The sequence below is a fragment of the Cetobacterium sp. genome (assembly GCF_051658645.1).
Lineage (GTDB): Bacteria > Fusobacteriota > Fusobacteriia > Fusobacteriales > Fusobacteriaceae > Cetobacterium_A.
This window is the reverse complement of record NZ_JBOFMZ010000035.1, coordinates 39134-65692: the sequence shown is the minus strand read 5'-3', so window position 1 is coordinate 65692 and position 26559 is coordinate 39134. Positions and strand designations below refer to the sequence as shown.

Genomic DNA, 26559 nt, shown 5'->3' with positions numbered 1-26559 from the left:
AAACAATTATTTTCCAGCTTGAACTGAAGTTATTGCAGTTAAATCTATAATATCTTTAACTGAACATCCTCTAGATAAATCATTTATTGGAGATGCTAATCCTTGAATTAAAGGACCATAAGCTTCTGCATTTGCTAATCTTTGAACTAATTTATAACCTATATTTCCTGCTGCTAAATTAGGGAATATTAATATATTTGCATGTCCTGCAACCTTCGATTCTGGAGCTTTCTTTAATCCTACAGCTGCAACTAATGCTGCATCTGCTTGTAACTCTTCTTCAAATGCAAACTCTACATTTCTTTCTCTTAATATTTCTCCAGCTCTTTTTACAACATCTACTGAATCATGTTTTGCAGATCCCTTTGTAGAGAATGTCATAAGTGCTACTTTTGGATCTAATCCAGCTACTGCTGATGCTGTTGCTGCTGCTTCTGATGCAATATCAGCTAGTTGCTCTGAAGTTGGTTCTGGTATTACAGCACAATCTCCAAATAATAAAATTTCTCCATAAGTTTCTACATTATGCTTTAACTCCATCATAAATACTGATGATACAGTTTTTACTCCTGCTTTAGTTCCAACAACTTGTAATCCAGCTCTTAAAACATTTGCTGTAGGTGAGTCTGATCCTGAAACCATTCCAGCTACATCTCCCATTTTTACCATCATAGCACCAAAGAAATTAACATCAGTTGTTAACAATCTCTCTGCTTCTTCTGGAGTCATTCCCTTTTTTGCTCTTAATTCACAAAGTTTTTCTACATAAGAAGCTAGCTTTTCTGTAGTTTTTGGCTCTATTATTTCAACACCTTCTAATGATACTACTAATTCTTTAGCAAATGCTTTTATTGCTTCAACATTTCCTATTAGTACAGGGGTTCCTAATTTTTCTTCAACTATTCCTGCTGCTGCTCTGATTACTCTCTCATCAGTAGCTTCAGGAAGAACTATTTTGTTTTTTAAAGCTTTCGCTTTTTCTTTAATCTGAACTATAATACTCATTTTAACTCCTCCTTAATTCTTGTTAAATTAATCATAATTTTAACCACACTGTAATAGTGCACCTATTTTTCAACTATATATTAACAAATTTTATATATATTTACAACAGAAATTCTTTTTTTTTTTTAATCAAAAATTGCTTGTATGTACTCTTTACTATTAAATTCTCTTAAATCCTCTATTCCTTCTCCTACACCTATATATTTTATAGGTTTTTTTAATTCTTCAGAAATACTAAATAATATCCCACCTTTTGCAGTTCCATCTAATTTTGTAACAACAAATCCAGTTAACTCTGTTACTTCATTAAAAACTCTTGCTTGAACCAATCCATTTTGTCCAGTTGTTCCATCTAAAACTAAAATAGATTCATAAGGTTGATCACCTATTTTTCTTTTAATTATATTATTTATTTTTTCTAATTCTTTCATTAAGTTATTTTTATTGTGTAATCTACCTGCAGTATCAATTATTACAACATCTGCATTTTTATCTTCACCTGCTTTTAAAGTGTCAAAAACAACTGCACCTGGATCAGCTCCATCAGGATGTTTTACTATTTCAGCGCCAGCTCTTTTAGCCCATTCTTCTAATTGCTCTACTGCTGCAGCTCTAAATGTATCTGCAGCTCCTATTACAACTTTTTTTCCATCCTTAACTAATGCCGAAGCTATTTTTCCGATAGTGGTTGTTTTTCCAACACCATTTACTCCAACAACTAAAATTATATTCATTCTTCCAGGCTGAATATCTAGTTTTGTATTTTCATTTATTAAATATCCTTCTAATACATCTTTTAATACAGGATAAACATCCTCAGGTTTTTTTACACCTCTTGCTTTTACTTCTACTTTTAAATCCTTTACAATTTTTAAAGTCATTTCTATTCCAATATCTGATTGTACAAGAGTGTCTTCAAGTTCTTCATACATTTCACCATCCACTATAGATTTTCCTGTAAAAATGTTTTTCAAAGTTCCAAAAAGACCCTCTCTCGATTTAAAAAGTTTATCTTTTAAAGATGTAAAAAACCTTCTTTTTTCCATTTTTGGTTTTTCTGTATAGATTATCTCTTTTTCCTCTTGTTTATCTTCTTTAAACTCATCTTGCTCTAATTTTTGTTCAATATTTTCTACTTCTTCTAAAACTATTTGTTCAATAGACTCCACTTCTTCTTTAAGTTCATCTTGTTCTAATTTTTGTTCTTCCTTTTTTTGTTCTTCTACTTTTTGTTCTTTTTTTCTACCGAAAAGTTTATCAAAAAATCCCATAATACTCCTCCAAATTATTTAGAAATTATATGTCTTACAGCTAGTATCCCCATTACAGCAGCTATGTTCAATCCACTTCCATATCCTGAGCTATCCCCAGCAGCATATAATCCCTTGATGTTTGTTTCCATGTTAGCATCTATTTCTATTCTTGTGCTTCTAAACTTTATTTCTGGGAAATATAGTATCAAATCACTTGACGCAAACCCTGGAGTTATTTTGTCATGTACTTCAATAAATTCTATTATATTATCTAGTATTCTTTTAGGACAAGCAAGTGAAATATCTCCTGCTACATAATCCTCTGTTGTTGGAATAATATTTAATCTTGCAATTGATTCATCAGTTGATCTTCTTCCTACTTTTAAATCACCATAAGATTGCATTAATATTTTTCCGTCTGTTAACATTGATGACATTTTAGCTATTGCTGTCGCATATTCAAACGGTTGCTTGAATGGATGTGTAAATGTCTTTGTGCATAGTAAGGCTAAGTTTGTATTTTCTGATTTTTTATCCTTATAAGCATGCCCATTTGCTAATACTACATCATCACTATGTTTTTCAGCAGCTATAAACCCACTTGGATTTGAACAGAAAGTTCTCATTTTATCTCTATATTTTGTTGTATGATAAATCATTTTAGCTTCATAGAAATTTTCATTTATGTCTTTCATTACTAAATCAGGTATTTCAACTCTAACACCTAAATCTACAGCACCCGTTTCGTAAGATACACCTGATTTCTCACACATTCCCATTAACTTTTGAGCACCACTTCTTCCAAGACCAATTACAACATTATCTGCAAAATATTTTTCAATTTCACCTTTTTTATTCTTTACTATTACTCCTTTAATTGAATTATTTTCAATTATTAAGTCTTCTGCTGATCTTTCAGTTATAAATTCTACTCCTTTTTCTAGAAGTTCATTTACTAACTTTGTATATAGTTCTCTTGATCCATCTGTTCCTAAATGCATTGTAGGAGTGTCAACTAATTGAACATTATTTTCGATACATCTTTTCTTTATATCTAGCATAACTTGGTTATATTCTAAACCTGATGGTTTCTCATCGAATCCAAAACTCTTATATATGTTTGCTACATATTGAATTGTTTCATTTACTATGGCTTTTCCTGTTAAAATATGTACATCTCCACCTACTCTATAATCCATGTTGAATTTAGAGTCCGAAAATGCTCCTGCTCCTGAAACACCATAAATAATTGCACATGTTGGGCATTTTACACATGTTCCCAATTTTTCTTTAGGACAAACTCTTTGTGTAAGCATTCTTCCCTTATCTAAAATCAATACTTTTAAATCTTTATTCTTTTTTATTGCTTCATAAGCTCCAAAAACTCCTGCTTGTCCGCCACCTAAAAATATAATATCGTACATTTGCCCCTCCATATTGTCGCTACTGCCTATTCCAGTTTATTTTTTCTACATATATATCATCTGGTAAATTTGGATGAATCTCTCCTGTTCTCTCAGAATAATTATAGTTCCATCCACCTTCTTTACTACTATTCTCAAAATGAGAAACATTATAAACATTATTTGATGCAATAATAGAATTACTTCCATAAGTTTTTGCTAAAGTTTTTTTCCCGTAAATTTCTGCAAAAGATATTTTATTTCCTTTCGCATCAGTATAATCTAAAAGATACAAATTTAAATTTACTCCAGACTTAGTTAAGTCTGGGTAATCTCCTGCTAATTGATAATATTTTTCTAAAGCTACTCTAAGTTCTTTTGTATTTCTTATAGTTTCATCTATTTTATATGTTCCTGTTAAATCATCGATACCTCTCATAGCTAAATAGATAAACAAAATTGTAACTGCTATATTTATAATCCAATTTAAAGTTATTATTTTTCCATCTTTTTCCATAAATCATAACCTCTTATTATTCTATGATCTTTTTGGTTTTATAAATGCATCTCTTATTATTATATCTCCACCTTTTGGTGAAGTAATCTCTACGTATAAAGGCCCTCTTTTTACCGATAGCCATCCTAATCCTTTAAATACTAGTTCTTCTCCAGTTTCAACTGTGTAAAGTTCTACATCTTTTTCAAGATTATTAAATTCATCTCTACAAGAATCACATGGTGGAGTTATAAAATCTACTCCATTCATTAATTCAACAGCTTTATCTAAGTTAGTTTCATGGAAAGTAACATCTTTAGATGCATATAATGAGAATATTGGTTTTAAATCATCATTATTTAAAACAGTCATTTGAATCATCCCACCAATTAATATTACTCTATTTTTTTCAACTTTATATGTTTTTCTAGATATTTCATTTGCTGGAATTAAGTTTTGATTACATTCTTGACATACAAAATCTGAGAATCTTCCTTCTGGGATTAATCCAGGTGTATCAATTAAAGTAATCTTAGAGAAAGGTATTTCTGTTTTTATACTTTTCAAAGTTGTTCCTGGGAATTTTGAAACAGTTACTCTTTTAGCTCCGATTAACTTGTTTATAATACTCGATTTCCCAACATTTGTTACTCCTAAAACTAAAGCAGTTGCTCCATTTGGATAGAAGTGTTTTATTTTTTTAAAAATACCATTTATTCCATATCCATTTTTAGAACTTACAATAGCTATATCTAATGGTGCAACTCCCTCTTCTGCTAATCTTCTTTTTACCCAATCTGCAACTTCAGAAGGGTGCTTATTGTCAGGAATTAAATCTAATTTATTTATTACAATTATTGATTCCATCTCTCTAAGAATATCTAGAATCTCATCATCAAAAGAACCTTCGAAATCAATTATATCAAAAACAGGAATAGCTACATCTGCTTCTGATAAATTTTTTCTTACTTCGTTTCTATAATCTTCTTTTGTCATTTTTATAGGTATATATTGTCCATAGTTTTTTATTTTAAAACATCTTTGGCAAAGTAATTCTTTGCTTCCACCTTGTAAAACCGATTTTGGTAAAAATCCATTAGAACTTGAATTTTCCCCTTGAAGTTCAATTCCGCATCCTATACATTTTTTTGTCATAAATTCTCCTTTAATTATAATATGATTTTTTTTCATCTTTTATTATTCAAATAAATCTTTACGCTTTTTCTTTTCTAAAGCTTCTATATATATTTTTGTTGATTCTAAGTTTGTATGTCCTAATAGTTTTTGTAATTGCAATAGTCCCATTTTATTTTCTAGCATATGAACAGCAAAAGTATGTCTAAAACTATGAGGGCTTACCTCTTTTATTATTCCACCTCTAATAGCATATCTGTCAATAAGTCTTCTAAGTGAACGATCTGTTAATCTTCCACCAGATCCATTTACAAATAATATCTCTTTTTTGTATTTTTCACCTAGTTTTTCTTTTTTAGCTGTAATATACCTTTTGTAGAATTCTCTTGTTCTTTCACTGAAAAATACTGTTCTATATTTTTTAAAACTACTTACAACAACTTCTCTGTTATCTAAATTAAAAACTTCCTCTCCTAATCCGAGAAGTTCTTGTGATGTTATCCCACTTGAATAAAGTAACTCAATTATCAATCTATCTCTTAAGCTATGATAATTTTTTAATTCAATTGCTTTTCTAAAAATATTTATTTCATCTAAACTAAGTACATCTGGAATCCCCCTATCATAGCTTGGAGCTATTATAAGTTGAGCTGGATTGCTTTTTATTTTGTCAGTATCTTTTAAATATTTGAAAAAAGATTTTATTGAAGAAATTTTTCTATTTAAAGACCTCTTTCCTATATTTTCACTTTGAAGTTCTATCAAAAACTCTCTAAAATTAAAACCATCAATATCAGATATTTTTTCTAAGTCTTTTGATTTCATAACATATTGATTAAATCTATATAAATCAATTCTTAATGATTTTATTGTATTTAAACTTTTTCCTCTTCCAAATTCGCAGTGATACAAAAACTCTTTTATATTAACTAATAAATTAAGAGTACCCATCCCTAACTCCTTTTATTTCTCTTCATTTAATTTTTCTTCTAAATAGTTTAAGGCTATTTCTGAAATCTTTTTATATTTTTCTCTTTTATCTTTTATTCTTTCTTCTAATGATCTTATTACTCCAAAATTTGCTCCCATTGGTTGGAAATTCTTTTTTTCTTCTGTTATATATTTAATTATTGCTCCTATTGAACTTCTATCATCTAATATTAATGGCTCTTTTCCATCCATTTTTCTTAAAATATTTGTTGCTGCCATTAATCCTGTAGCAATTGCACAAACATATCCCTCTCCACCAGTTATCTGCCCAGCAAAGTATATGTTGTCATTACTTTTTAAGTTTAAAGCTGGTGTTAATAACTTTGTTGAATTTATAAAAGTATTTCTATGCATTACTCCATATCTTATAAACTCAGCATTTTCTAATCCAGGTATCATTGAGAACACTCTTTTTTGCTCTCCCCATTTTAAATTCGTTTGGAATCCTACTAAATTATACAATTTTCCATCTTTATCATCTTGTCTTAATTGAACTACTGCAAACTCTTGCTTTTCTGTTCTAGGATTAATTAATCCTTTTGGTTTTAATGGTCCAAATAATAAAGTTTTGAATCCTCTTTGAGCTATTCTCTCTACAGGCATACAAGCTTCAAAAAGCTTCTCTTCTTCAAACTTTTTCATAGGAGCTCTTTCCGCTGTAATTAAGGCATCGTAAAAAGCTTCGTACTGCTCTTTATTCATAGGACAATTTATATACTCTCCCTCTCCTTTATCATATCTTGACTGATAGAACACTTTATCTTGGTCAATAGATTCTAAAGTAACTATTGGAGCTGCTGCATCATAGAAATATAAATATTCTTGCTCTAATAATTCTGCTATATTTTTTGAAAGATTATCTGATGTTAAAGGTCCACTTGCAACAATTACAATTTTATCTTTTGGTATCTCTTTTAACTCTTCATTAAATATCTCTATATTTTCCATAGAATGTAACTTCTCTGTTACTCTTTCAGAGAATCCTTCTCTATCCACAGCTAATGCTTGTCCAGCTGGAACCTTAACATCATCTGCTATCTCTATTAATAACGAACCCATTCTTCTTAGCTCTTCTTTCATAAGTCCAGAAGCATTTCCTAAATGGTCTCCTCCTAAAGAGTTACTACAAACTAACTCAGCAAATTTATTACTTGTATGAGCTTCTGTTGAAACTTTCGATCTCATTTCATATAACTTAACTTTTACTCCATGTTTTGCTAATTGGTAGGCTGCTTCTGAACCAGCTAGTCCTGCTCCTATTACGATTACTTCTTTTTTTATCATATTCTCTCCTTTTTATACATACAAAAGCCTCGCCTACAAAGGCGAGTCTTTTATTGCTACTCTTTTTTATCTTTTTCTAATTTTTTTATATTTTTGCAATCTGGATATCCTGTACAAGCCAAGAATTTACCCCATCTTCCTCTTCCAATTTTAAAAGGTTTTCCACATTTTTCACAGTTTCCTGCATTTTTAAGAATCTCTTCTTCTTCTTTTTGAATTCCATCCATTATCCATTTTAATTGAACTATTCCGTTTTCCTCTTCAATAGAACCATTCATTAATAGCTTTTTTACTTCTCCAGGTAAAGAAACTCTTTCATTATCCTCTTTAAAGTTTTCACTTTCTAAATAGCTACCGAATCTACCTAGTTTTAAAAGTAATCTATTTCCAGCAGCTGAACAAACATCTGTCATTTTGCCTTGCTTTACTCTCAATTGTTCTTCTAAAGCTTCTTTAACCTTTATATCTCCAGATTTTATAGCTTCTAATGAAACATCTAAGCCTTTCAAAGAATATTTTTCCTTACACTCTTCATCTGTACAACACAAGTATCTTCCAAATCTACCATTTTTCATAATCATATTTCCATTTCCACATGGACACGGAACATCTGATGTTATTATTCTGCTTGATTCTTCTTCAACTTTAATTTTATAAAGTTCTAAATCTTTTGATAATTTTGAGTAAAAATCTTCTAAGATTTCAACCCAATTCTTTTCACCCTCTTCAACAGAGTCTAGTCCATTCTCTAAAGCTGCTGTAAACTTTACATCCATTATATCTTTAAAATTATTTTCTAGTATAGTTTTAATTTCATACCCTAGCTCTGTTGGAACAAAACTTTTCCCTTCAAGAATAACATATTCTCTCTTTTTTAAAGTTTCTATTATAGCTGCGTATGTTGAAGGTCTTCCAATTCCATCAGCTTCTAATCTTTTTACCAATGATGACTCTGTCAATCTTGCTGGTGGTTTTGTCCAATCTTCCTTTATGTTCAACTTATTTAACTCTAAGAAATCTCCTTCATTTATAGTTGGAAATTCTCCTAAAGGAAGCTCTTCTTCATCTTTAAAAACTTTATAATAACCATCAAAAATTATCTTATTTAAAGTTCCTCTAAATTGATAAAAACCATTTTCAAGAATTATTTCAAATTGTTCATACTGCATTGGTGCTAATCTAGAAATCATAAATCTATCCCAAATAAGTTTATATAACTTATACTGATCTAGACTTAAATCTTTTTTTATTTTATCGGGTACTAAATATATCTCTGTTGGTCTAACAGCTTCATGGGCATCTTGAATTTTTTCATCTTTTTTCTTCTTAACAACATCTTTACCAAGATATTGTTCTCCAAATACCTCAGTTATATAGCTTTTTGCCATACCTTTTGCTTCTTCAGAAACTCTTGTTGAATCTGTTCTCATATAAGTTATCAAACCTTTTTGAGTTCCATCTATACTTATTCCTTCGTACAAACTTTGAGCTACAGACATAGTTTTTGAAGCTGAAAATCCTAAATATGATGATGATAATTGCTGTAATGTACTCGTTTTTAATGGTAACGGTGGATTTTTATTTTTTTTGCTAACTTTAGAGTTTATAACTTCATACTCTGAATGTAATGTTAACTGTACATTTTTCATTATATCTTCATCAGTTATTCTTTCAAATCTTTTTCCTTCTACTTTATAAAGATAAAGATTCATGTTATTTTGAAATTCACCTTTTATATCCCAGAATTTTTCAGGAACAAATTTTGTGATTTTATCTTCTAAGTCACAAACTAGTTTCAATGCCACTGATTGAACTCTTCCTGCACTTGTATTTGAAGAGATCGATTTCCATAACAATGGACTTATCTCATATCCTACAAGTCTATCTAATATTCTTCTCGCTTGCTGTGCATTAACTCTATTAATATCAACTTTTCTAGGATTTTTTATTGCATCTCTTATTGCACCATTCGTTATTTCATTAAACTCTATTCTATTAGCTTCATTTTCATCTAGTTTAAGTGTTTGTGCTAAATGCCAAGCAATAGCTTCACCCTCTCTATCTGGATCGGATGCTAAATATACTTTATTTGATTTTTTAGCTAAATCTTTTAAAGTTTTTATTATGTCACCTTTTCCTCTTATTGTAGAATAACTCGGTTTGAATCCATCCCCCACGTCTACTCCAATCTTACTTTTAGGTAAATCTCTTACATGTCCAAATGAAGCTGTAACATGAAAATTATTCCCCAATATTTTTTCAATTGTTTTCGCTTTTGCAGGAGATTCCACTATTACTAAATTTTTTTTCGCCACTATTTTCACCCCTAAATTTTTCTCTATATACATTATTCGCTCTTAATTATATTAGAAAACAATAAAAAAATCAACTAATGGTACTAAGTTTCCCATTTACAAACGTCTTCTATAATGTCCTCCAGGCAAACTTTGAACGTAACCTTCTATTTCTAACTCCATCAAATTACTCAGTAATTCACTTGTGTTAGAAACAACTTCTCTTTTAATTTCTTCTAAATTCATTTTCGTTTTTAATACACTATATATTTTTAATTTTATTCCCGTTAATCTGTTAATTTCATCTTTAGATTCCTTTTTTTTATCCCAATTATACTCTTTTAAAATATCTTCACCACTTGTTATTAGTTTTGCTCTAGAACTTTTTATTAGCTCATTGCAACCTTTAGAAAGAGGATAAGTTATATCACCTGGCAGTGCAAAAACATCTCTTGCCTCTTCTAAAGCTTGATTTGCTGTTATTAAACTTCCACCTTTTAAAGAACTTTCTACAACAACTGTTCCTTTGCTTAATCCAGCAATTATTCTATTTCTTATTGGAAACTTCTCTGGTGTAGGTTCTGTTCCTAGTGGGAATTCTGATATTACTAAACCATCCTTTTCTATTTCTTTTCTTAATTTTAAATTTGTTCTAGGATAATTTATATTTATTCCACAACCTAAAACAGCCACTGTTTTTCCTTTTAACTTTAAAGCTTCACCATGAGCCAGAGAATCTATTCCCAATGCAAGTCCACTAACAACTACAACTTCTCCATCTATCAAATCTTTAACTATTGATTGACATCCTAATTCTCCATATTTTGTTGATCTTCTAGTACCAACAATAGATATCACTCTTTCTTTGTTTAAAAGCTCTATATTTCCTTTGTAAAAAAGAAACAATGGAGGTTTTGCTGTATTTTTTAAATTATTTGAATATCTATAATCGTTCATATCAATAAGTCCTATTTGGTTTTTGTCTAAAAAATTTGTAACTTCCACATATTTTTCACTATTACTTGAATTCAATATTAGTTTAGTATCTTCCTCAGTTAAATTTAATAAATTTTTAAGTTCATCTAAATTAGTGAAAATATCTTTATACCTTTTACAAGTATTCATCAAAGCTCTAATTTTACTGCTTTTTAATCCTATTAATTTTAAACGATACCATTCCATAAAAAACCTCTTTTCTATTTAGAATATGTTGATGTTAGCATATTGCTAATCTCTTTTGATTGAGGATGTAACTTTCTTCCTTCTTGTAGTACTTCTCTAGCTTTATCAATTTTTTTTTCAGCTATATAGATGTCTCCTATTGCTAAAAATCCCTCAACAGTTGGTGAATAATTCATATATATTTCTAAATCATCAACTGCTTTATTATATCTGCCTAAATTTCTATATGCCAATCCTCTTCCTAAGTAAGCTTCTTTCATACTTGGTTCAATACTTATTGCTACACTATAGAAATCTACAGCTTTGTTATACTCACCTATAAATCTATAACTTGTAGCAGCTCCAAATAAATTCCTAGAGCTATCTATATTGCTACTAAATATTTGTGCAGCTCGTTCATATTTTCTATTTCTAAAATATTGATCTCCCAAATAAAATATCTTATTTTCATCACTATTAATTGATGACAAATAACTTTTAAAGTATTTTTCATACTCTTTTATTAAAACCGCAGCTTTATCTCTATCTTCTTGTCTCGCTATTTGATTTTCTAAATTTTGTATTTGACCAGGTCTTTCATCTCCTAAAGCCATAAAACTTAAAATTATAAATAGTGTTACTAATATTTTTTTCATTTTAAAAAATCTCCTTTACTTCACTAATTATTTTACCACTTTCTAGAACTGTTTCAATTTTATCTCCAATCTTTATTTTTGAAGTATTTTTTATAAATACACCATTAACTTTGGTTATACTATAACCTCTTTTTAAAACACCCAAAGGATTTAAACCTATTGTTTTTTCTGTTCTAATATCTAATTCATGATATTTTTTTTGTAAAAAATTATTTAAAGTTTTATTCAGCTTTTCTTCTTTAGAAATTAATACTGATTTTTTTTCTTCAACTACTTTTATAAATCTTTTTAATACATAATTATTTTTAACATTCTCCAAATTTTCTTTACTTCTTTTTAATATTCTATCTATACTAGCTTTTAACTTAATCTCTTTTTCTGCTAGTCTAGTTTCTATCTCAACTTTTACAGGAATTGCTATTTCTACTGCTCCTGTTGGTGTTGCTGCTCTAATATCTGCTGCTAAATCAGAAAGTAAATTATCTATTTCATGACCTACTGCAGATATTATTGGCTTTTCACTTTTATAAAAAGCTTTTACAACATCCTCTTCATTAAAAGCCCATAAGTCTTCTATACTTCCACCACCACGGCCAGCTATAATTAAGTCTATTTCTGGAATTTTATTTAAAACTTCTATTCCTTTAATAATCTCTTCTTTTGCTCCTACTCCTTGAACTTTTGCTGAATATATATAAATATCAATATTACTAAATCTTTTTCTAGTTGTCTTTACAATATCATGAAATGCAGCTCCTGTATATGCTGTTACAATACCTATAGAGTTTGGATATTTCGGTAGCTGTTTTTTTAATAAAGATGAGAAAATACCCTCTTTTTCTAATTTTATTTTTAACTTCTCTAACTTTTGAAACATTTCACCAAGTTTATCTTCTTTTTTAATATGTCTAACTAAAATTTGAAAATCTCCTCGTGTCTCGTAAAAACCAACATCTCCAAAAACTTTTACTGAATCCCCTTCTTTTAAATCATCCGCTATTTTTTTAAATTTATAATTAAATGCAGCACACTTTATTTGGCTATTTTTATCTTTCAATGTAAAATATAAATGACCACTTTTGTAATATGTAACTCCTGATAACTCTCCTTCTAGAAAAAATTCTTGGAAATTTGGATTTTCATCTATATATTCTTTTACCATTTTATTAAATTCTGTTACACTATAAACCCTCATTTCTTATAATCACTCCTATGTTTATGACTTCTCATTTACTACATTAAAATAGGGAGAGGTTACTCCTCTCCCATAAAGTATCTCTAATTATCGTTTAAAAAAATTGGAGTTTCTATTTTCAACATATTTTTTCTTCCTTTACTAGCTTCAATCAAAACTATACTAGAATCTTTATCTTTAGAATAGTGTACAAATCTTACTCTTTTTACAGAGAAGCCACATTTTCCAAGTTCCTCTGATATCTCTAAAAATCTATAACTTTTATGAACCATAAATAGTTCGCCTCTTGGCTTTAATAACCTTTTAGCATTAGCTATAAATTCTTTTAGATTAAGTTTGATTTCGTGTCTTGCAATACTTTTAATATCTTTATCGTTTATTTCTTTTCCATCTAAAACCATATAAGGTGGATTAGAAATTATATAATCATAAGTATTTCCCTCTGTAATATTTTTTATATCCATATTTACAACTTCAACTTTATCTTGTAAATTATTTCTTTTAATATTTCTTATTGCTAACTCTGCAATTTCTTGTTGAATTTCAACTGCCTTTATTTTAGTAATTTTATCCTTAGCACACAAAAGTACTGGTATTATTCCATTCCCTGTTCCAATTTCTAATACTTTAGCATTTTTTTTTCCATTAAAAAAATCAGCTAATAAAACTGCATCAGTTCCAAATCTAAACCCTTCCTTTTTCTGAATTAAAGTATATCCTTCATAAATATTAGCTATATCTTCGTTTTCAAAAATCATTAATTCAATTACTCCTTTTCTAAAGATTTATGTTTTAACTCTTCATTTGATAAAACATTCTGTAATTTTTTAGCTTCTTTCTTATTAAACTTTATTTCTTCAATAAGAATTTTCATTATTCCTTTTCCTTCAATATCTATATATAAAAAACCATTTAAAGGACTTATACTTAATACTTTTCCATCACCTTTTGTAGTTTTTACAATTTGATTCACTGCAGGGAAAATTTTTAAAGCTTCTTCATACTGTTTGTATTCATAATTTATACAACATAAAAGTCTACCACACACTCCTGATATTTTTGTTGGATTAATTACTAAACCTTGATCTCTAGCCATTTTTATTGAAACTGAATCAAATTTATTTATAAATGTTCTACAACAAAGTTCTTTTCCACATACTCCTATATTTCCAAGTATTCTAGCTTCATCTCTCACACCAATTTGTCTTAATTCTATTCTCAATTTAAATATATTTGCTAAATCCTTTACTAATTCTCTAAAATCTATTCTTCCTTCTGCAGTGAAATAAAATATCAATTTTGTTTTATCAAAAGTAAACTCTGCTTCTATTAATTTCATGGGCAATTTATGATGAGCAATTTTTTCTTTACAAGCTTTATATGCCAATTTTCCCTCTAAACGAAGAGCTTCATATTTTTTCAATTCTTCCTCTTCTGCTTTTTTTATAACTGGTTTTAATGGTAATACTAAAACTCTTTCAGGCAACTTCATCGGTGCACCATAAACAACACCAATCTCTTTTCCTCTTATAGTATCAACTATTACTTTATCACCTTTTTTATATTCTGAATCATCTGTTATTTCGAAGCTATACCTTTTTCTTGTAGTTTCAAACATAACTCCTAAAACATTATATAATTTATTTGGATCTACTGTTACTTCTTCTTGATCATTTTCATTCAACTTTTCTACTTTCAGTAACGCAGTTTCATCTATATCTTTATCTATTTCTAAGTTTCCTTGTGTCATAACATCCTCCCGCAAAAATATTAACTTTGTATAATATAAAGTATACCATATTTTTTATTTTTTAAAAATTTATTTTAAGAGAATTTAACCTTTCTATTTATTGTTATTTTGAAACTCTCAAGACTCTAATTAGCCTTAAAAAAAATTAAAGTATTGAAAAAAAGGGTGCTAAATAACACACCCTCCTTATTCAAATTTTTTAATTAAAATTTATTTCCAAGTTAAAATTCCTTCTTCTGAATTATAAACTTTTTCTATTCCTTTTTCTAAAAGTATCGATGCTGCTGCTTTTGAACGTACTCCACTTCTACAAAAAGTTATATAGGTTTTATCTTTTTCTAGTTCAGTCATTCTTTCTTCTAATTCATGAAGAGGTATATTTAATGAATTTTCTAAAAACTTTTCTAAATATTCCTCTTCTGTTCTAACATCTAAAATTTTTATATTTTTATCTTTTAATAATTCTTTAACTTCTGATTGATTTAATGTTATATATTCTTTTGTTTTCATAAGTTTCTCCTTAATTAAATAATGGTTTAATCTCTTCTATCCACGCTTTTATTCTATCTGGAGTTTCGTTATCTTGATTACTTTCATCTAAAGCTAAACCTATAAACATATTATCTATTACAGATTCTGTTTCCTCGTATTTATATCCTTCTATCGATGTATATCCTACTATTTTAGCTCCATTTTTTTTAACTACATCATATAACTTTCTCATAGCTCCTACATATGATTCTCCAAATGCAAACTGATTTCCTACTCCTACTATTCCTACTATTTTCCCTGTAAAATCTATATTTTTGAACTCTTCATATACATTCTCCCAATCTTTCTGTAACTCTCCAACTCCATAAGTTGGAGAAACTAAAATTATATTTTCTAAATTTGACATCTCTGTTATTCCATCAGCTACATCAAATACATCATAATCTAATCCTCTTAAATAAAATTCAATTTCATCTACTATTCCTACTGTTATTCCAGAAGTTGTTCCATAAAAAATCCCTATTTTTTTCATATTAATTTCCTCCATAATTTTTTAAACCAGTTATATCTTTTATAACCTCACTAGCTATTATAAGTCCTGCTACCGATGGAACAAACGATATACTTCCTACATTATTTTGTTTTAATCTATCTCCATCAATAATTTTTGGCTTCATAGCTAACTCTCTTGAAAAAAGTACCTTTACTTTTCCAATTCTTCTTTTTTTCAATTCTTTTCTCATAATTTTAGCTAAAGGGCAAACAGATGTTTTACTAATATCTGTAATATCTAGCATTGTTGGATTTATTTTATTTCCTGTTCCCATTGATGAGATTATTGGAATATTTAATTCTTTTGCTATAGTTATTAGATCTAATTTTGCTGTAACTAAATCTATTGCATCAATTATATAAGTATATTTTTTATCATTTGAAAAAAACAACTCTTTTTTTTCTTTGGAAAATTTTTCTTTATAAATATTTATTTTTATATTTGGATTAATTGATAGTGCTCTATTTTTTATTACTTCAACTTTATCTTGGCCTATTGTATCTTGTGTTGCTATTATTTGTCTATTTAAATTTGTTATATCTATAGTATCAAAATCAACAACTGTTAATTCTCCTACTCCTGCTCTAACTAAAGATTCTACTGCAAAACCACCTACTCCACCTACTCCAAATATGAGTATATGAGAATTCTTTAATTTACTTAGTTTCTCTTCACCTATTAACAACTCTGTTCTTTGAAAAATCATCTAAAATACCAACCTTTTCTATTGTTTACTAATTACATAAAGATTATATACTAACAAGGTATAAAATACAAGTTTTTTTAAAGAGTTACTTCACTTTTTTCTTTGTTTTTATTACTTAATATATCTAATAGTAATCTACTTGCATTTGTTTTAGTAAATCTACCAACCACTTTGTATATCTCTTTTCCATTTTTTTCTGTTATTCTTACTACTGGAAGTGAATCAATTTGATGTTCTATTATTTTTTTTATAGAATCTTCTATCGTTTCATTCTCTATTGAGAAAACTAAATTCGGCATTCTCGTCATAATTAAATTTATTGGTATCTGTTCTATATCTCTTTTTCCTATCGCAATTCGAAGTAAATCTTTTCTCGAAACTATTCCTGCTAAATTTCCCTCTTTTGTTATAAATATTGTTCCAATATCTTTTTCGAACATTAATAATACTGTTTTATAAACTGAATAACTCTCATCAATTGTTATTGGAGCACTCATAATATGTTTTACTAGTGTTTTATTGTTTGAGTCAATAAAAGCTTGATTATATGTATATCCTATTTTCTGTTTAGATTTTATTATTGACATTTTTTTCAAAATAGAAAAATCTGTTCTTAAAGCCGATCTTGTTATATATATCATTTTTGCTATCTCTTCACCTGTTACTGGTCCATATTTTTTTATTATTTCTACTATCTCTTTTTGTCTCTCTGTTAATTGCATTATCTCTCCTTTTGAATTCGTGTACACCTATTATAGAGTTTATATCTTTATATTACCACTTCTTTTTTGTTTCTAATGGCTTTTTTTCTTTTTTTTTTGTATAATATTTATAAACATAATTAGTTTAAGGAGGATTTAAAATGTTATTTTACAGACCTAACTATTTAATGATGACTGCTGGCCCGACTACTGTATCTGGAAATGCTTTACATGCAAGAAGTAAAGCATTTGGTAACCCTGATCTTGACCCTGATTTTTTAAGCTATTATAAATTTGTTTGTCATAGACTTAGAAATTTTATTGGTTCTGATCATTCAAAAATATTTATTATGAGTGGAGAAGGTATGCTTGGATTAGATTCTGCTGCAGCTTCTTTAACTGAAAAAGGAGATAGAGTTCTTGTTCTTTCAAATGGTGTTTTTGGTGAAGGATTCAAAGATTTAATTCAACCTTACGGTGGTGAAGTTACAATTTTTGAATCCAATTGGAAAAAATCAATAGATTTTGACAAATTAAAAAGTTTTTTAGAAATAGATTCTAATTTTAAATACGCTACTATTGTTCATTGTGATACACCTAGTGGTCTTTTAAACGATATAGGGCCTATCTGTAAATTACTAAAATCAAATGGTATCTTGACTGTTGTTGACACTGTTGCTGCTCTTGGGGGGGTTGATTTTAGAATGGACGACTGGAGTGTAGATATTATGCTTTCAGCGTCACAAAAAGTTTTTTCAGCTGCACCTGGACTTACTATTGTTGCTGTTAGTGATGATGCTTGGAAAACTATGGAAAATCGGACTTCTCCTATCCCTTCATTCTATTGTAATCTTTTACTTTGGAAAAATATTGAAGAAAACAAATCTTTTCCATATACAATGCCTGCAAGCGATATTATTAGTTTAGGAACTGCTGTTGATAATCTTTTATCTGAAACTCTTTTTAGAGCTTTTGATAGACATGAAGAGATGAGAGATCTTTGTATTGAAAAGCTTAAAAGCTTTGGATGTACTATGTATCTTGAAGATAACTTTTCACCTACAGTTACTGCTTTTTATCCTCCAGAAGGTATAAATCCAGATGAAGTCTCATCTCATTTAAAAACTAAATATGGAATTATGATTTCAGGCTCTTATGGTCCTTTAGCTGGTAAAGTTTTAAGAATTGGACATATGGGTGAAAATGCTCGTGAAGATAGAGTTCGTTTTACTCTTGATTGCTTAGAAAAAACTATTTTAGATTTAAAAGAAAAAAAGTCGGTATAATTACCGACTTTTTCATATCTCTTGTCTTCCCTCTAAAGCTCTAGATATAGTTGCAATATCTGCAAATTCTATATTTCCACCCATAGGAATTCCACTTGCTATTTTTGTTATTTTTACATGAAATGGCTTTAGTAACCTTGTTAAATAAAGAGCTGTCGTTTCTCCTTCTAAATCTGGATTTAACGCTAAAATAATCTCTTTTATCTCTTCTTTTGCTACTTTTTCCAATAGAGGTTTTAAATTCAGTTTGTCTGGTGTTATTCCATTTAAAGGATCTATTTTTCCGTTTAAAACATGATACATACCTTTGTATCTATTTGTTTTTTCCAACGGAATTATATCTCGACTATCTTCTACAACACAGATAATATTTTTTTCTCTAAATTCATCGCTACATATTCCACATATATCTTCTTCACTGAAGTTTCCACATACAGAACATTTTTTTACAGTTTCTTTTGCATCTTTTAGAGCTTTTGAAAATCTTTCAACTTCTGTATTGGACATCTCTAAAATGTGAAAAGCTAACCTTATAGCACTCTTTTTTCCGATTCCAGGTAATCTATTAAATTCATCTATCAATATTTCTAGTGACCTTGTTGCCATTTAAACTCCTTACTACTTTTTTTCTACTGTAGTTTTTTGAGCTAATGATCTTGTAATCTCTCTGATGCTTTTAGAAATTTCTCTTCTTTCTTTTCCTAATTCTGCATTTTTAATGATATAATCATCTACTCTATCTTCATAATCACCCTTCATATTTTCTATTATGTCAATTACTTCAGCATAACTCATTCCAGGTTTTAAATACTCTTTTAAGTTGAAAAGAAGATCTACTCTTTTTCTGTTATCTCTAACTTTTCTATCGTTATCTTCAATTTCTCTTTTTATTTTGTTTTTTCTTCTTTCTTTTCTAACAACATCTAAAACTGTAATCATATCTATACCAACTCCTATTTACAAAGTATTAATGCTAATTCATAGTCTTTTCTAATATCATACTTTCTAGTACCTTCCCAAGCAAATGAAATTGGATGAGTTACTAAATCGTTACTTTCAATTCCAACCATAACTCCACCTTCACCTGCGATTAAAAGCTCTACTGCTTTTGCTCCCATTTTAGTTGCAAGCACTCTATCAAATCCTGAAGGAGTCCCACCTCTTTGAACATGAGCTAAAACTACACTTCTTACTTCTGTTGTTACTTTTTCTTTTAATTGCTTTTCTATTTCAAGAACGCTTCCAACACCTTCAGATATTAAAATTATATCATGAAGTTTTCCATGTCTTCTTCTTTCTTTTATTTGATAAGCTAACATATCTAGTGGCTCATCTATTTCAGGAATTAGTATTCCATCTCCTCCACCTGCTAATGTTGCATGAATAGCTAAATCTCCTGCATCTCTTCCCATAACTTCCATTAATATTGTTCTTTCATGAGAAGTTGCTGTATCTCTTAATTTTGATATAGCATCTAATATTGTATTTAAACAAGTATCAAATCCTATTGTGTAATCAGTACCAATTATATCATTGTCAATTGTTCCAGGTAGACCTACAACTTTAATTCCATGCTCTTTAGATAATAAATCAGCACCTCTATAAGATCCATCTCCCCCAATTACAACTATTCCTTCTATTCCTCTTTTCTTTAAGTTTTCAGCAGCTATTGCTCTAAACTTTGGGTCCTTGAACTCTAAACATCTTGCTGTTAAAAGTATTGTTCCACCCCTATCTATAATTCCTGATACATGACTTCCATTCATTTGGAAGATTTCATCATGCAGCATTCCTAAATATCCTCTTTTTATTCCAAATACTTCAATACCTTTTGCTAAAGCTACTTTAGCCACTGCTCTTACTGCAGCGTTCATTCCTGGAGCATCTCCTCCACTTGTTAAAATTGCTATTTTCTTCATAAAGCCTTGCACCTCCGACGCTTTCTATTAAAATTTAGATTGTTTTTTCTATAAAACTTCCCATTTTTCTAAACTTATTATATCTATTTTTCAGCAAAGTATCTACATCTAATTTAGATAACTCTGAAAGTGATGATAAAATAACACTTTTAAGGTCATTTGCTACACACTTATAATCTCTATGCGCTCCTCCTAAAGGCTCTTTTATAATTCCGTCAATTATACCTAAACTTTGTAAACTTTCACCTGATATTTTTAAGTTGTTTGCTGCCTCTGCTGCCTTTGAAGAGTCTTTATATAAAATTGCTGCACACCCTTCTGGAGATATAACTGAATAAACTGAATTTTCTAGCATATAAACTTTATCAGCCACTCCTAATGCAAGAGCTCCTCCAGAACCTCCCTCTCCTATAACAATCGATAATATAGAAGTTTTTATTCCTGCCATTTCAAGTAAATTTCGAGCTATTGCTTCTCCTTGTCCATGTTTTTCAGCTTCTATTCCTGGATAAGCACCTGCTGTATCAATCAAATTTACTATTGGTATTGAAAATCTTTCTGCCATTTTAAATAATCTCAATGCTTTTCTATATCCTTCTGGACTTGCCATTCCAAAATTTCTAAATATATTTTCTTCTATAGTTCTTCCTTTTTGATGTCCAATAATTACAACTTTCTGCCCATCAATTTTACAAAGTCCACCAACTATAGCCGGATCATCTTTACACAATCTATCCCCGTGTAATTCAATGAAATCTGTTGTCATGTTCTCTATATAATCTAGAGTATATGGTCTTTCAGGATGACGAGCTATTGATACTCTTTCCCAATCCGTCAAATCTTCATATGCTAGCTTTAAATATTCATCTCTTCGCTTTGAAAATTTATCTATCTCTATACTTAAATCTATGTCTTTTTCTTTCGAAAAATTTTTAAGTTCTAATATTTTAGTTTCTAAATCTAAAATCTCATTATTAAATTTCATGACACACTCCTACTAATAAACTATTTCTAGATTATATTGCTTATAATCTTATGTAGATTTTCTTTCATTTTTTCTCTTTTTGTAATTATATCTACCATTCCACACTCTTTCAAGAATTCACTTCTTTGGAATCCTACTGGAAGTTTTTGCTTTATTGTTTGTTCAATCACTCTCTGTCCTGCAAAACCAATCAAAGCATCTGGTTCTGTCATTATAACATCTCCTAACATTGCAAAAGAAGCTGTTACTCCACCAGTTGTCGGATTAACAGGTATTGATATAAATGGTAATCCTTTTGATCTCAATCTTTCTAAAGCAGCAGAAGTTTTTGCCATTTGCATAAGAGAAAGTATTCCTTCATGCATTCTTGCTCCACCTGAAGAAGAAACAATTACAACTGGAATTTTTAATTCAATTCCTCTTTCTATTGCTCTCGTAATTTTCTCTCCTACAACCGATCCCATACTTCCACCTAAAAAATCAAACTCCATTACAGCTATACTTAGTTTTATTCCAAATATATTTCCAACACCTGAAATTACACCTTCCAAAAGACCAGTTTTTTCTACTGCAGCATCATATTTCTCTTTATACCCTGGAAAGTCTAATGGATTTTTTGAAGCTAAATCTTTATCGATTTCTTCAAATGTATCATCATCTATTAAAAGATCTATTCTTTCTTTTGCACTCATTGAAAAATAATAATCACAATGTGGACATTTTTGTAAATTTTGTTCAATATCATTTTTATAAACAACTTCATGACACTCTGGACATTTTTCCCAAAGACCAGTTATTTTTGTTTTCTTTATTATTTTCTCTTCTTTTTCATCAACTATTTTATCATCTAATTTGTTTTCTTTAACAGTTAAAGTTGCATACTTTTTTTTATTCAAAGAAAAAAACTTCATCTTTTCCTCCAGAAACTTCATTTTTTTTATATCTCAATATCTCATTCTATAAGATTTTTGATTATATTTCAATATTTATTTGATTTTGATACCTTTATATTATAGAATATATACTAAGAATATTCATGAAATGAGGGATTAAAATTACAACTGATATTAATAAATTAAGAGAAGAAATTGATAATATAGATAACAAAATTATAGAACTAATCTTAAAAAGAATGAAAATAGTTCATGAAGTAGGAGTTACAAAATCTAAAAATAATAGTCGAATCTATGTTCCTGAAAGAGAAATTGCCATATATAACCGTCTGAGTAATATTTCAGAAATTCCTGTTGAAGATATTGCTTATTTCTATACAGAAATTATATCTTTTTGTAGAAAACTAGAAGGTATATTAAACGTTGGAATAAAAGAGGATAAATACTCATTACTTGGTGTTAAAAAATTATTTGGAGAGCATGTTAATCCAGTTACAACTAAAAATTTCAACTTTTTAAATTTGGATTCGACTAAATATATTTTATCTCCAATAAATGATGAAATTTTAGATTTTGCTAAAACTAATAACTGGTCTATTATAAACAAAGTAGAAGTATTAAATGAAACTTTATATTTATTCTCATGTTATAAAAACACTACATTAAAAAACAATAGCTCTACTATTAATCCTAAATTTTAAATAACAGTTAAAGGGGAAAAAAATGCTTAAGAAATTTATATTTATACTTTTTACTACTTTATTAGTTGGATGCAACAGTATCTCTATTCCAACTTCTGTTGATGATTTTGAAACTACTGAAAAAGTAGTTTTACCTATTGATTCTGAAAATGAAATTATAGGTACTGGTTCTTCTAAAATTGCAGGTAGTGGAACTCTTGTAGCTAATGGTAAAGCTTCTCGTGAAGCAAAAGATAAATTAAAAATGCGGATTCTTGTTGAAGAAAATATAATTTTTAAATCTTTTTTAGTTTCTGCTGATCCATATACTAAAAATATTTTATCTCCAGCTCTATCAGATTTAATGGATTATACCGCCAATCAACTTATTCAAAAAGCTATTGTAAAAGATTCTTGGATTGAAAATAATAAAGCGTATATTGTTTACAGTATCTCAAAAAGTGAAATAATAGTTGAATCGAAAAATATTTTCATTCAATATCTTGATGATATCACGAGCAAATTTCAACTTATAAAAGAAGGAGTAAATATATCAGAATGAATATAGAAACATTAAATATAAAAAGTAATTATCAAAAAAATGAACTTAAAAATTTTTTATTAAAATTTGATCTTATCTTTGATGAAAGTATTGATTACTCTTTAGTTATTAGAAAAGATGAAGAGATTATTGCATCTGCATCTAAAACTAAAAATATCATCAAATGTTTTGCAATTGATGATTCTTTAAGAGGTGAAGGTGTTACAAATACTCTTGTTACAAATCTTTTAAACAAGTGTTTTGAAGAAGGAATTTTTCATAATTTTGTTTTTACAAAACCTTCTAATGAAGAAATTTTTAAGGGTGTTGGATTTAAAACTATTTCAAAAACTGATAAAGTTTCTTTACTTGAAATTGGTATAGATTCTATCGAAAAAAGTATTAAAAATATTAAAAATGAAATTAATTGGAGTAAAAATAGTAACAATGGTTTATTAATAATGAACTGTAATCCATTCACTTTAGGGCATCAATTCTTAATCGAACATGCATCTAAAGAGATGGACAATGTTTTAGTATTCATTGTTGAAGAAGATAAATCTTCTTTTCCATTCGAAGATAGAATTGAGCTTGTAAAAAAAGGAACTAAACACCTACAAAATGTAATTGTTTTACCTAGTACTGAATATATTATATCTTCAGCTACTTTTCCAAATTATTTCCTCAAAAAAGAGGATAATTCACTTTATGAATTTATGAAATTAGATACATTAATTACTGCTGAACATTTTTGTTCAAAACTTAATATCTCTACAAGATTTGTTGGTGAAGAACCATATTGTGAGATTACAAAAAAATATAATGAAACTATGATTGAAACTTTTAAAAAGTTTAATTTGAATGTCATCATTATTCCAAGAAAAAAAAGTAATGAAAAAGCTATTAGCGCATCTCGAGTAAGAGAACTTTTAAAAAATAACGAATTTGATGAAATTAAAAATTTAGTTCCCAAAACTACTCTAGATTATTTAACTTCAAATAAAGGAGAGGAGGTTAGGGATAGAATCAAAAATTCTAACTCTGTAAACTAAATATATGTTTAATTTAGAAGAATTTTTATTAATGAGAGAGAAAAGAGTGGAAATCCAAAATGAAATAATCACAAAATATAAGCTGCCAATTTTAGTTTTAAGAGCTAACTATCCTGGTGAGGAAAAGAATACTTTTGTTTCAAAATATATTTTAGAATGTATAAAAAATGAAGTTCTAGATATATTCAATTCAGATATTATTTTTTCAAAAAAATTAGATTCTATTGAAGGACGTACATATATCTATTCTATCAAAAGTAATGGAAAAAGTATTAAAAAAATTGCTATGGCTATTGAAAATAATCACCAACTTGGAAGATGTGTTGATATTGATGTCTTTGATTTTAATGGATATCCATTTTCTAGAAAGGACTTCGGTGGAGAAAAAAGACAATGTTTACTTTGTAATGAGATGTCATTTATATGTAGCAGAGCTAAAAATCATACTCAAGATGATGTTATAAGTAAAATTGAAAGCAAATTAGAAGCGTTCTTAAAATTCCAAAATTCTAATAAAAAACTTTTAGAAAAATTTGCTAATTTAGCTTTAAAATCAGTTGTACTAGAAGTTTCAGCTTCTCCATCTTTTGGTTTAGTTTCTCCACATAGCAATGGTTCACATAAAGATATGGATTTTTTCACTTTTATTCAGAGTAGCTTCTCTTTAACTTCTTATTTTAACGAAGTTATTAAAGCTGGTTATTCTCCGTTACCTATAGATTTAATTTTTAAAAAAATTAGACATATGGGGAAAATTGCTGAAAAAAATATGTTTTTAGCAACTCATAACGTCAATACTCACAAAGGACTAATTTTTTTAATGGGAATAACTGCTGCTGCTGCTGCTAAATCTAAATATGAAAATAAATCTTTTGAAAATATACCAACTATTCTTAAAAATATGTGTAAAGATATTTTAAAAGATTTTGAACATATACATTTAAAAAAACAACATACTCACGGAGAAAAACTTTATATAAAACATGGTGTTGTAGGAGTTAGAGGTGTTGCTAAAAATGGTTTAAGTATGGTCTTTAATGGTAGTATTGAAATTTTTGAAAACTCTTTATTAAATAACGAACATATTAATACTAGCATGATACGTACACTTATATATTTAATGAGTACTCTTGAAGATACTACTATTTTACATAGACACGACATCGAAATTTTAAATTTTGTAAAAGAAATGGCAAAAAAGTTGCATATTAAATTTTATAATAACTCTTTGGATACAAATCTACTTTTAGAGATTGAAAATGAGTTTATTAATAAAAAAATTAGCCCTGGTGGAGCTGCTGATCTTTTAGCTATTACAATGTTTTTAAGTTTTATAAAAAAATATTTTTAATACCACAATTTATTAAAAAAGAGGTCAATGACCTCTTTTTTAATAAATATATTCTAATGATTCTTTTATAATTTCTGCAGTTAATCCCCAAATCACTCTTTCTTTATAAACATATATAAGAACTTCTCTTGGAGAACCTTTCCAAGGTTTATGATACATTTTAGGAAGATTTAACTCTGCTGATGGAAATATATATTTTATTCCATTTTCTTCATAATACGGTCTTGTTTCAACTTCTAGTTTTTCTATTCTTGGTTCTGTTTTTTTGAAAAATTCCAATGGAACTAAAAAACATTCTTCAACTTCAGTTTTATTCAATTTTAATTTTAACAAATCTTTTTCATTTACAAATCCTAAAAAAGCTTCTACTAAAATACCTGAAGGTATAACAATAGTACCTATTTTCCCCTTTATATCTATTTTTTTTAATCCAATTTCTTCTCTGCATTCTCTCAAAGCTGCTTCTAAACTAGTTTCATTTATTTCAATTTTTCCACCAGGAAAAGAAATATCACCACCTTGTCTTATTCCACTTGCTCTTTTTTGAAATAAAAAATATAGTTTCGATTTTTTTTCTACAACTAAAGCTACTACAGCAGAATTTAAATATTTATCTCTACCTATTATTTTCTCTTTAAAATCAATATCTCTCATTACATTCCTCCTTATCTTTATTTTAACTTTTTTTTCTAAAAATTTCTTGTTTTATTTTAAATTGATTGTTTTTGATTGTTTTTGAAAGAAAGTGATTGATTTATTTTGTGAAATATGATAACATG

The 26559-nt window shown here is 28.4% G+C and carries 28 protein-coding genes; 5 read left to right on the top strand and 23 right to left on the bottom strand.

Translation table 11 applies throughout. The features are described from left to right. Positions 1-6: 6 nt before the first annotated feature. From pta to ACRCZX_RS03220, 17 genes are all read right to left on the bottom strand, one after another. On the bottom strand, positions 7-1005 hold the full coding sequence (gene pta, locus ACRCZX_RS03300) for a phosphate acetyltransferase (RefSeq protein ID WP_438581516.1): 999 nt from the start codon (positions 1003-1005) through the stop codon (positions 7-9). Positions 1006-1130: 125 nt separating this feature from the next. Continuing rightward, the gene (gene ftsY / locus ACRCZX_RS03295; RefSeq protein WP_438581515.1) at positions 1131-2276 is read right to left on the bottom strand and encodes a signal recognition particle-docking protein FtsY; all 1146 of its coding nucleotides are present in this window, start codon (positions 2274-2276) and stop codon (positions 1131-1133) included. A 14-nt stretch (positions 2277-2290) separates the two neighbouring features. After that, the gene (locus ACRCZX_RS03290) at positions 2291-3682 is read right to left on the bottom strand and encodes an NAD(P)/FAD-dependent oxidoreductase (RefSeq protein ID WP_438581514.1); all 1392 of its coding nucleotides are present in this window, start codon (positions 3680-3682) and stop codon (positions 2291-2293) included. 19 nt (positions 3683-3701) lie between these two features. Then, a complete protein-coding gene (locus tag ACRCZX_RS03285) occupies positions 3702-4178 on the bottom strand; it encodes a hypothetical protein (RefSeq protein ID WP_438581513.1) in 477 nt (158 codons plus the stop codon). Between the two features lie 21 nt (positions 4179-4199). Further along, the gene (yqeH, locus tag ACRCZX_RS03280) at positions 4200-5312 is read right to left on the bottom strand and encodes a ribosome biogenesis GTPase YqeH (RefSeq protein WP_438581512.1); all 1113 of its coding nucleotides are present in this window, start codon (positions 5310-5312) and stop codon (positions 4200-4202) included. A 42-nt stretch (positions 5313-5354) separates the two neighbouring features. Further along, on the bottom strand, positions 5355-6242 hold the full coding sequence (locus ACRCZX_RS03275; protein ID WP_438581511.1) for a tyrosine-type recombinase/integrase: 888 nt from the start codon (positions 6240-6242) through the stop codon (positions 5355-5357). 12 nt (positions 6243-6254) lie between these two features. Continuing rightward, positions 6255-7562, bottom strand: a complete 1308-nt coding sequence (gene trmFO / locus ACRCZX_RS03270; RefSeq protein WP_438581553.1) for a methylenetetrahydrofolate--tRNA-(uracil(54)-C(5))-methyltransferase (FADH(2)-oxidizing) TrmFO — start codon at positions 7560-7562, stop codon at positions 6255-6257. A gap of 59 nt (positions 7563-7621) precedes the next feature. Further along, positions 7622-9913 carry a type I DNA topoisomerase gene (gene topA / locus ACRCZX_RS03265; protein ID WP_438581510.1) on the bottom strand — a complete coding sequence of 764 codons (2292 nt, stop codon included), beginning with the start codon at positions 9911-9913 and terminating at the stop codon, positions 7622-7624. Positions 9914-9976: 63 nt separating this feature from the next. After that, positions 9977-11041, bottom strand: a complete 1065-nt coding sequence (gene dprA, locus ACRCZX_RS03260; protein ID WP_438581509.1) for a DNA-processing protein DprA — start codon at positions 11039-11041, stop codon at positions 9977-9979. Positions 11042-11055: 14 nt separating this feature from the next. Next, entirely contained in the window at positions 11056-11676 is a 621-nt protein-coding gene (locus ACRCZX_RS03255) for a tetratricopeptide repeat protein (RefSeq protein ID WP_438581508.1), read from the bottom strand. Position 11677: 1 nt separating this feature from the next. Beyond that, positions 11678-12871: an exodeoxyribonuclease VII large subunit gene (gene xseA, locus ACRCZX_RS03250; protein ID WP_438581507.1), complete on the bottom strand. Its 1194-nt coding sequence runs from the start codon at positions 12869-12871 to the stop codon at positions 11678-11680. An 83-nt stretch (positions 12872-12954) separates the two neighbouring features. Beyond that, positions 12955-13629 carry a tRNA1(Val) (adenine(37)-N6)-methyltransferase gene (locus ACRCZX_RS03245; protein ID WP_438581506.1) on the bottom strand — a complete coding sequence of 225 codons (675 nt, stop codon included), beginning with the start codon at positions 13627-13629 and terminating at the stop codon, positions 12955-12957. An 8-nt stretch (positions 13630-13637) separates the two neighbouring features. After that, positions 13638-14621, bottom strand: coding sequence for a PSP1 domain-containing protein (locus ACRCZX_RS03240; protein ID WP_438581505.1), 984 nt, complete (start codon positions 14619-14621; stop codon positions 13638-13640). Positions 14622-14831: 210 nt separating this feature from the next. Then, complete coding sequence (locus tag ACRCZX_RS03235; RefSeq protein ID WP_438581504.1) at positions 14832-15131, bottom strand: rhodanese-like domain-containing protein; 300 nt, start codon at positions 15129-15131, stop codon at positions 14832-14834. 10 nt (positions 15132-15141) lie between these two features. Next, positions 15142-15645 (bottom strand): flavodoxin, encoded by a 504-nt coding sequence (locus ACRCZX_RS03230; protein ID WP_438581503.1) that lies wholly within the window; start codon positions 15643-15645, stop codon positions 15142-15144. Between the two features lies 1 nt (position 15646). Continuing rightward, positions 15647-16372, bottom strand: a complete 726-nt coding sequence (locus tag ACRCZX_RS03225; RefSeq protein ID WP_438581502.1) for a tRNA threonylcarbamoyladenosine dehydratase — start codon at positions 16370-16372, stop codon at positions 15647-15649. A gap of 77 nt (positions 16373-16449) precedes the next feature. Then, positions 16450-17094, bottom strand: coding sequence for a CBS domain-containing protein (locus tag ACRCZX_RS03220; protein WP_438581501.1), 645 nt, complete (start codon positions 17092-17094; stop codon positions 16450-16452). Between the two features lie 140 nt (positions 17095-17234). On the opposite strand from ACRCZX_RS03220, the gene ACRCZX_RS03215 reads away from it, so the two are divergent. Beyond that, positions 17235-18359, top strand: a complete 1125-nt coding sequence (locus tag ACRCZX_RS03215; protein WP_438581500.1) for a pyridoxal-phosphate-dependent aminotransferase family protein — start codon at positions 17235-17237, stop codon at positions 18357-18359. A gap of 12 nt (positions 18360-18371) precedes the next feature. Here the strand turns inward: ACRCZX_RS03215 and recR are convergent, their stop codons facing one another. The 5 genes from recR to accD are packed head-to-tail and all read right to left on the bottom strand — an operon-like array spanning position 18372 to position 22195. Further along, the gene (gene recR / locus ACRCZX_RS03210; protein WP_438581499.1) at positions 18372-18965 is read right to left on the bottom strand and encodes a recombination mediator RecR; all 594 of its coding nucleotides are present in this window, start codon (positions 18963-18965) and stop codon (positions 18372-18374) included. A gap of 12 nt (positions 18966-18977) precedes the next feature. After that, positions 18978-19298: a DUF496 family protein gene (locus ACRCZX_RS03205; protein WP_438581498.1), complete on the bottom strand. Its 321-nt coding sequence runs from the start codon at positions 19296-19298 to the stop codon at positions 18978-18980. Positions 19299-19312: 14 nt separating this feature from the next. Continuing rightward, positions 19313-20278, bottom strand: coding sequence for a 6-phosphofructokinase (pfkA, locus tag ACRCZX_RS03200; RefSeq protein WP_438581497.1), 966 nt, complete (start codon positions 20276-20278; stop codon positions 19313-19315). A gap of 34 nt (positions 20279-20312) precedes the next feature. Beyond that, on the bottom strand, positions 20313-21263 hold the full coding sequence (locus ACRCZX_RS03195) for an acetyl-CoA carboxylase carboxyltransferase subunit alpha (protein WP_438581496.1): 951 nt from the start codon (positions 21261-21263) through the stop codon (positions 20313-20315). 26 nt (positions 21264-21289) lie between these two features. After that, positions 21290-22195 (bottom strand): acetyl-CoA carboxylase, carboxyltransferase subunit beta, encoded by a 906-nt coding sequence (gene accD / locus ACRCZX_RS03190; protein ID WP_438581495.1) that lies wholly within the window; start codon positions 22193-22195, stop codon positions 21290-21292. A 116-nt stretch (positions 22196-22311) separates the two neighbouring features. Here accD and ACRCZX_RS03185 point away from each other — a divergent pair, with 116 nt between their 5' ends. From ACRCZX_RS03185 to citG, 4 genes are read left to right on the top strand one after another with little or no spacing between them, the layout of a single operon-like run. Next, complete coding sequence (locus ACRCZX_RS03185) at positions 22312-22857, top strand: chorismate mutase (protein ID WP_438581552.1); 546 nt, start codon at positions 22312-22314, stop codon at positions 22855-22857. 22 nt (positions 22858-22879) lie between these two features. After that, a complete protein-coding gene (locus ACRCZX_RS03180) occupies positions 22880-23398 on the top strand; it encodes a hypothetical protein (RefSeq protein WP_438581494.1) in 519 nt (172 codons plus the stop codon). Continuing rightward, entirely contained in the window at positions 23395-24429 is a 1035-nt protein-coding gene (citC, locus tag ACRCZX_RS03175) for a [citrate (pro-3S)-lyase] ligase (RefSeq protein WP_438581493.1), read from the top strand. The genes ACRCZX_RS03180 and citC overlap by 4 nt, the downstream gene beginning before the upstream one ends. A gap of 4 nt (positions 24430-24433) precedes the next feature. Further along, positions 24434-25780 (top strand): triphosphoribosyl-dephospho-CoA synthase CitG, encoded by a 1347-nt coding sequence (gene citG / locus ACRCZX_RS03170; protein WP_438581492.1) that lies wholly within the window; start codon positions 24434-24436, stop codon positions 25778-25780. Positions 25781-25819: 39 nt separating this feature from the next. Here the strand turns inward: citG and ACRCZX_RS03165 are convergent, their stop codons facing one another. Beyond that, positions 25820-26434 (bottom strand): NUDIX hydrolase, encoded by a 615-nt coding sequence (locus ACRCZX_RS03165; RefSeq protein WP_438581491.1) that lies wholly within the window; start codon positions 26432-26434, stop codon positions 25820-25822. Positions 26435-26559 lie beyond the last annotated feature (125 nt).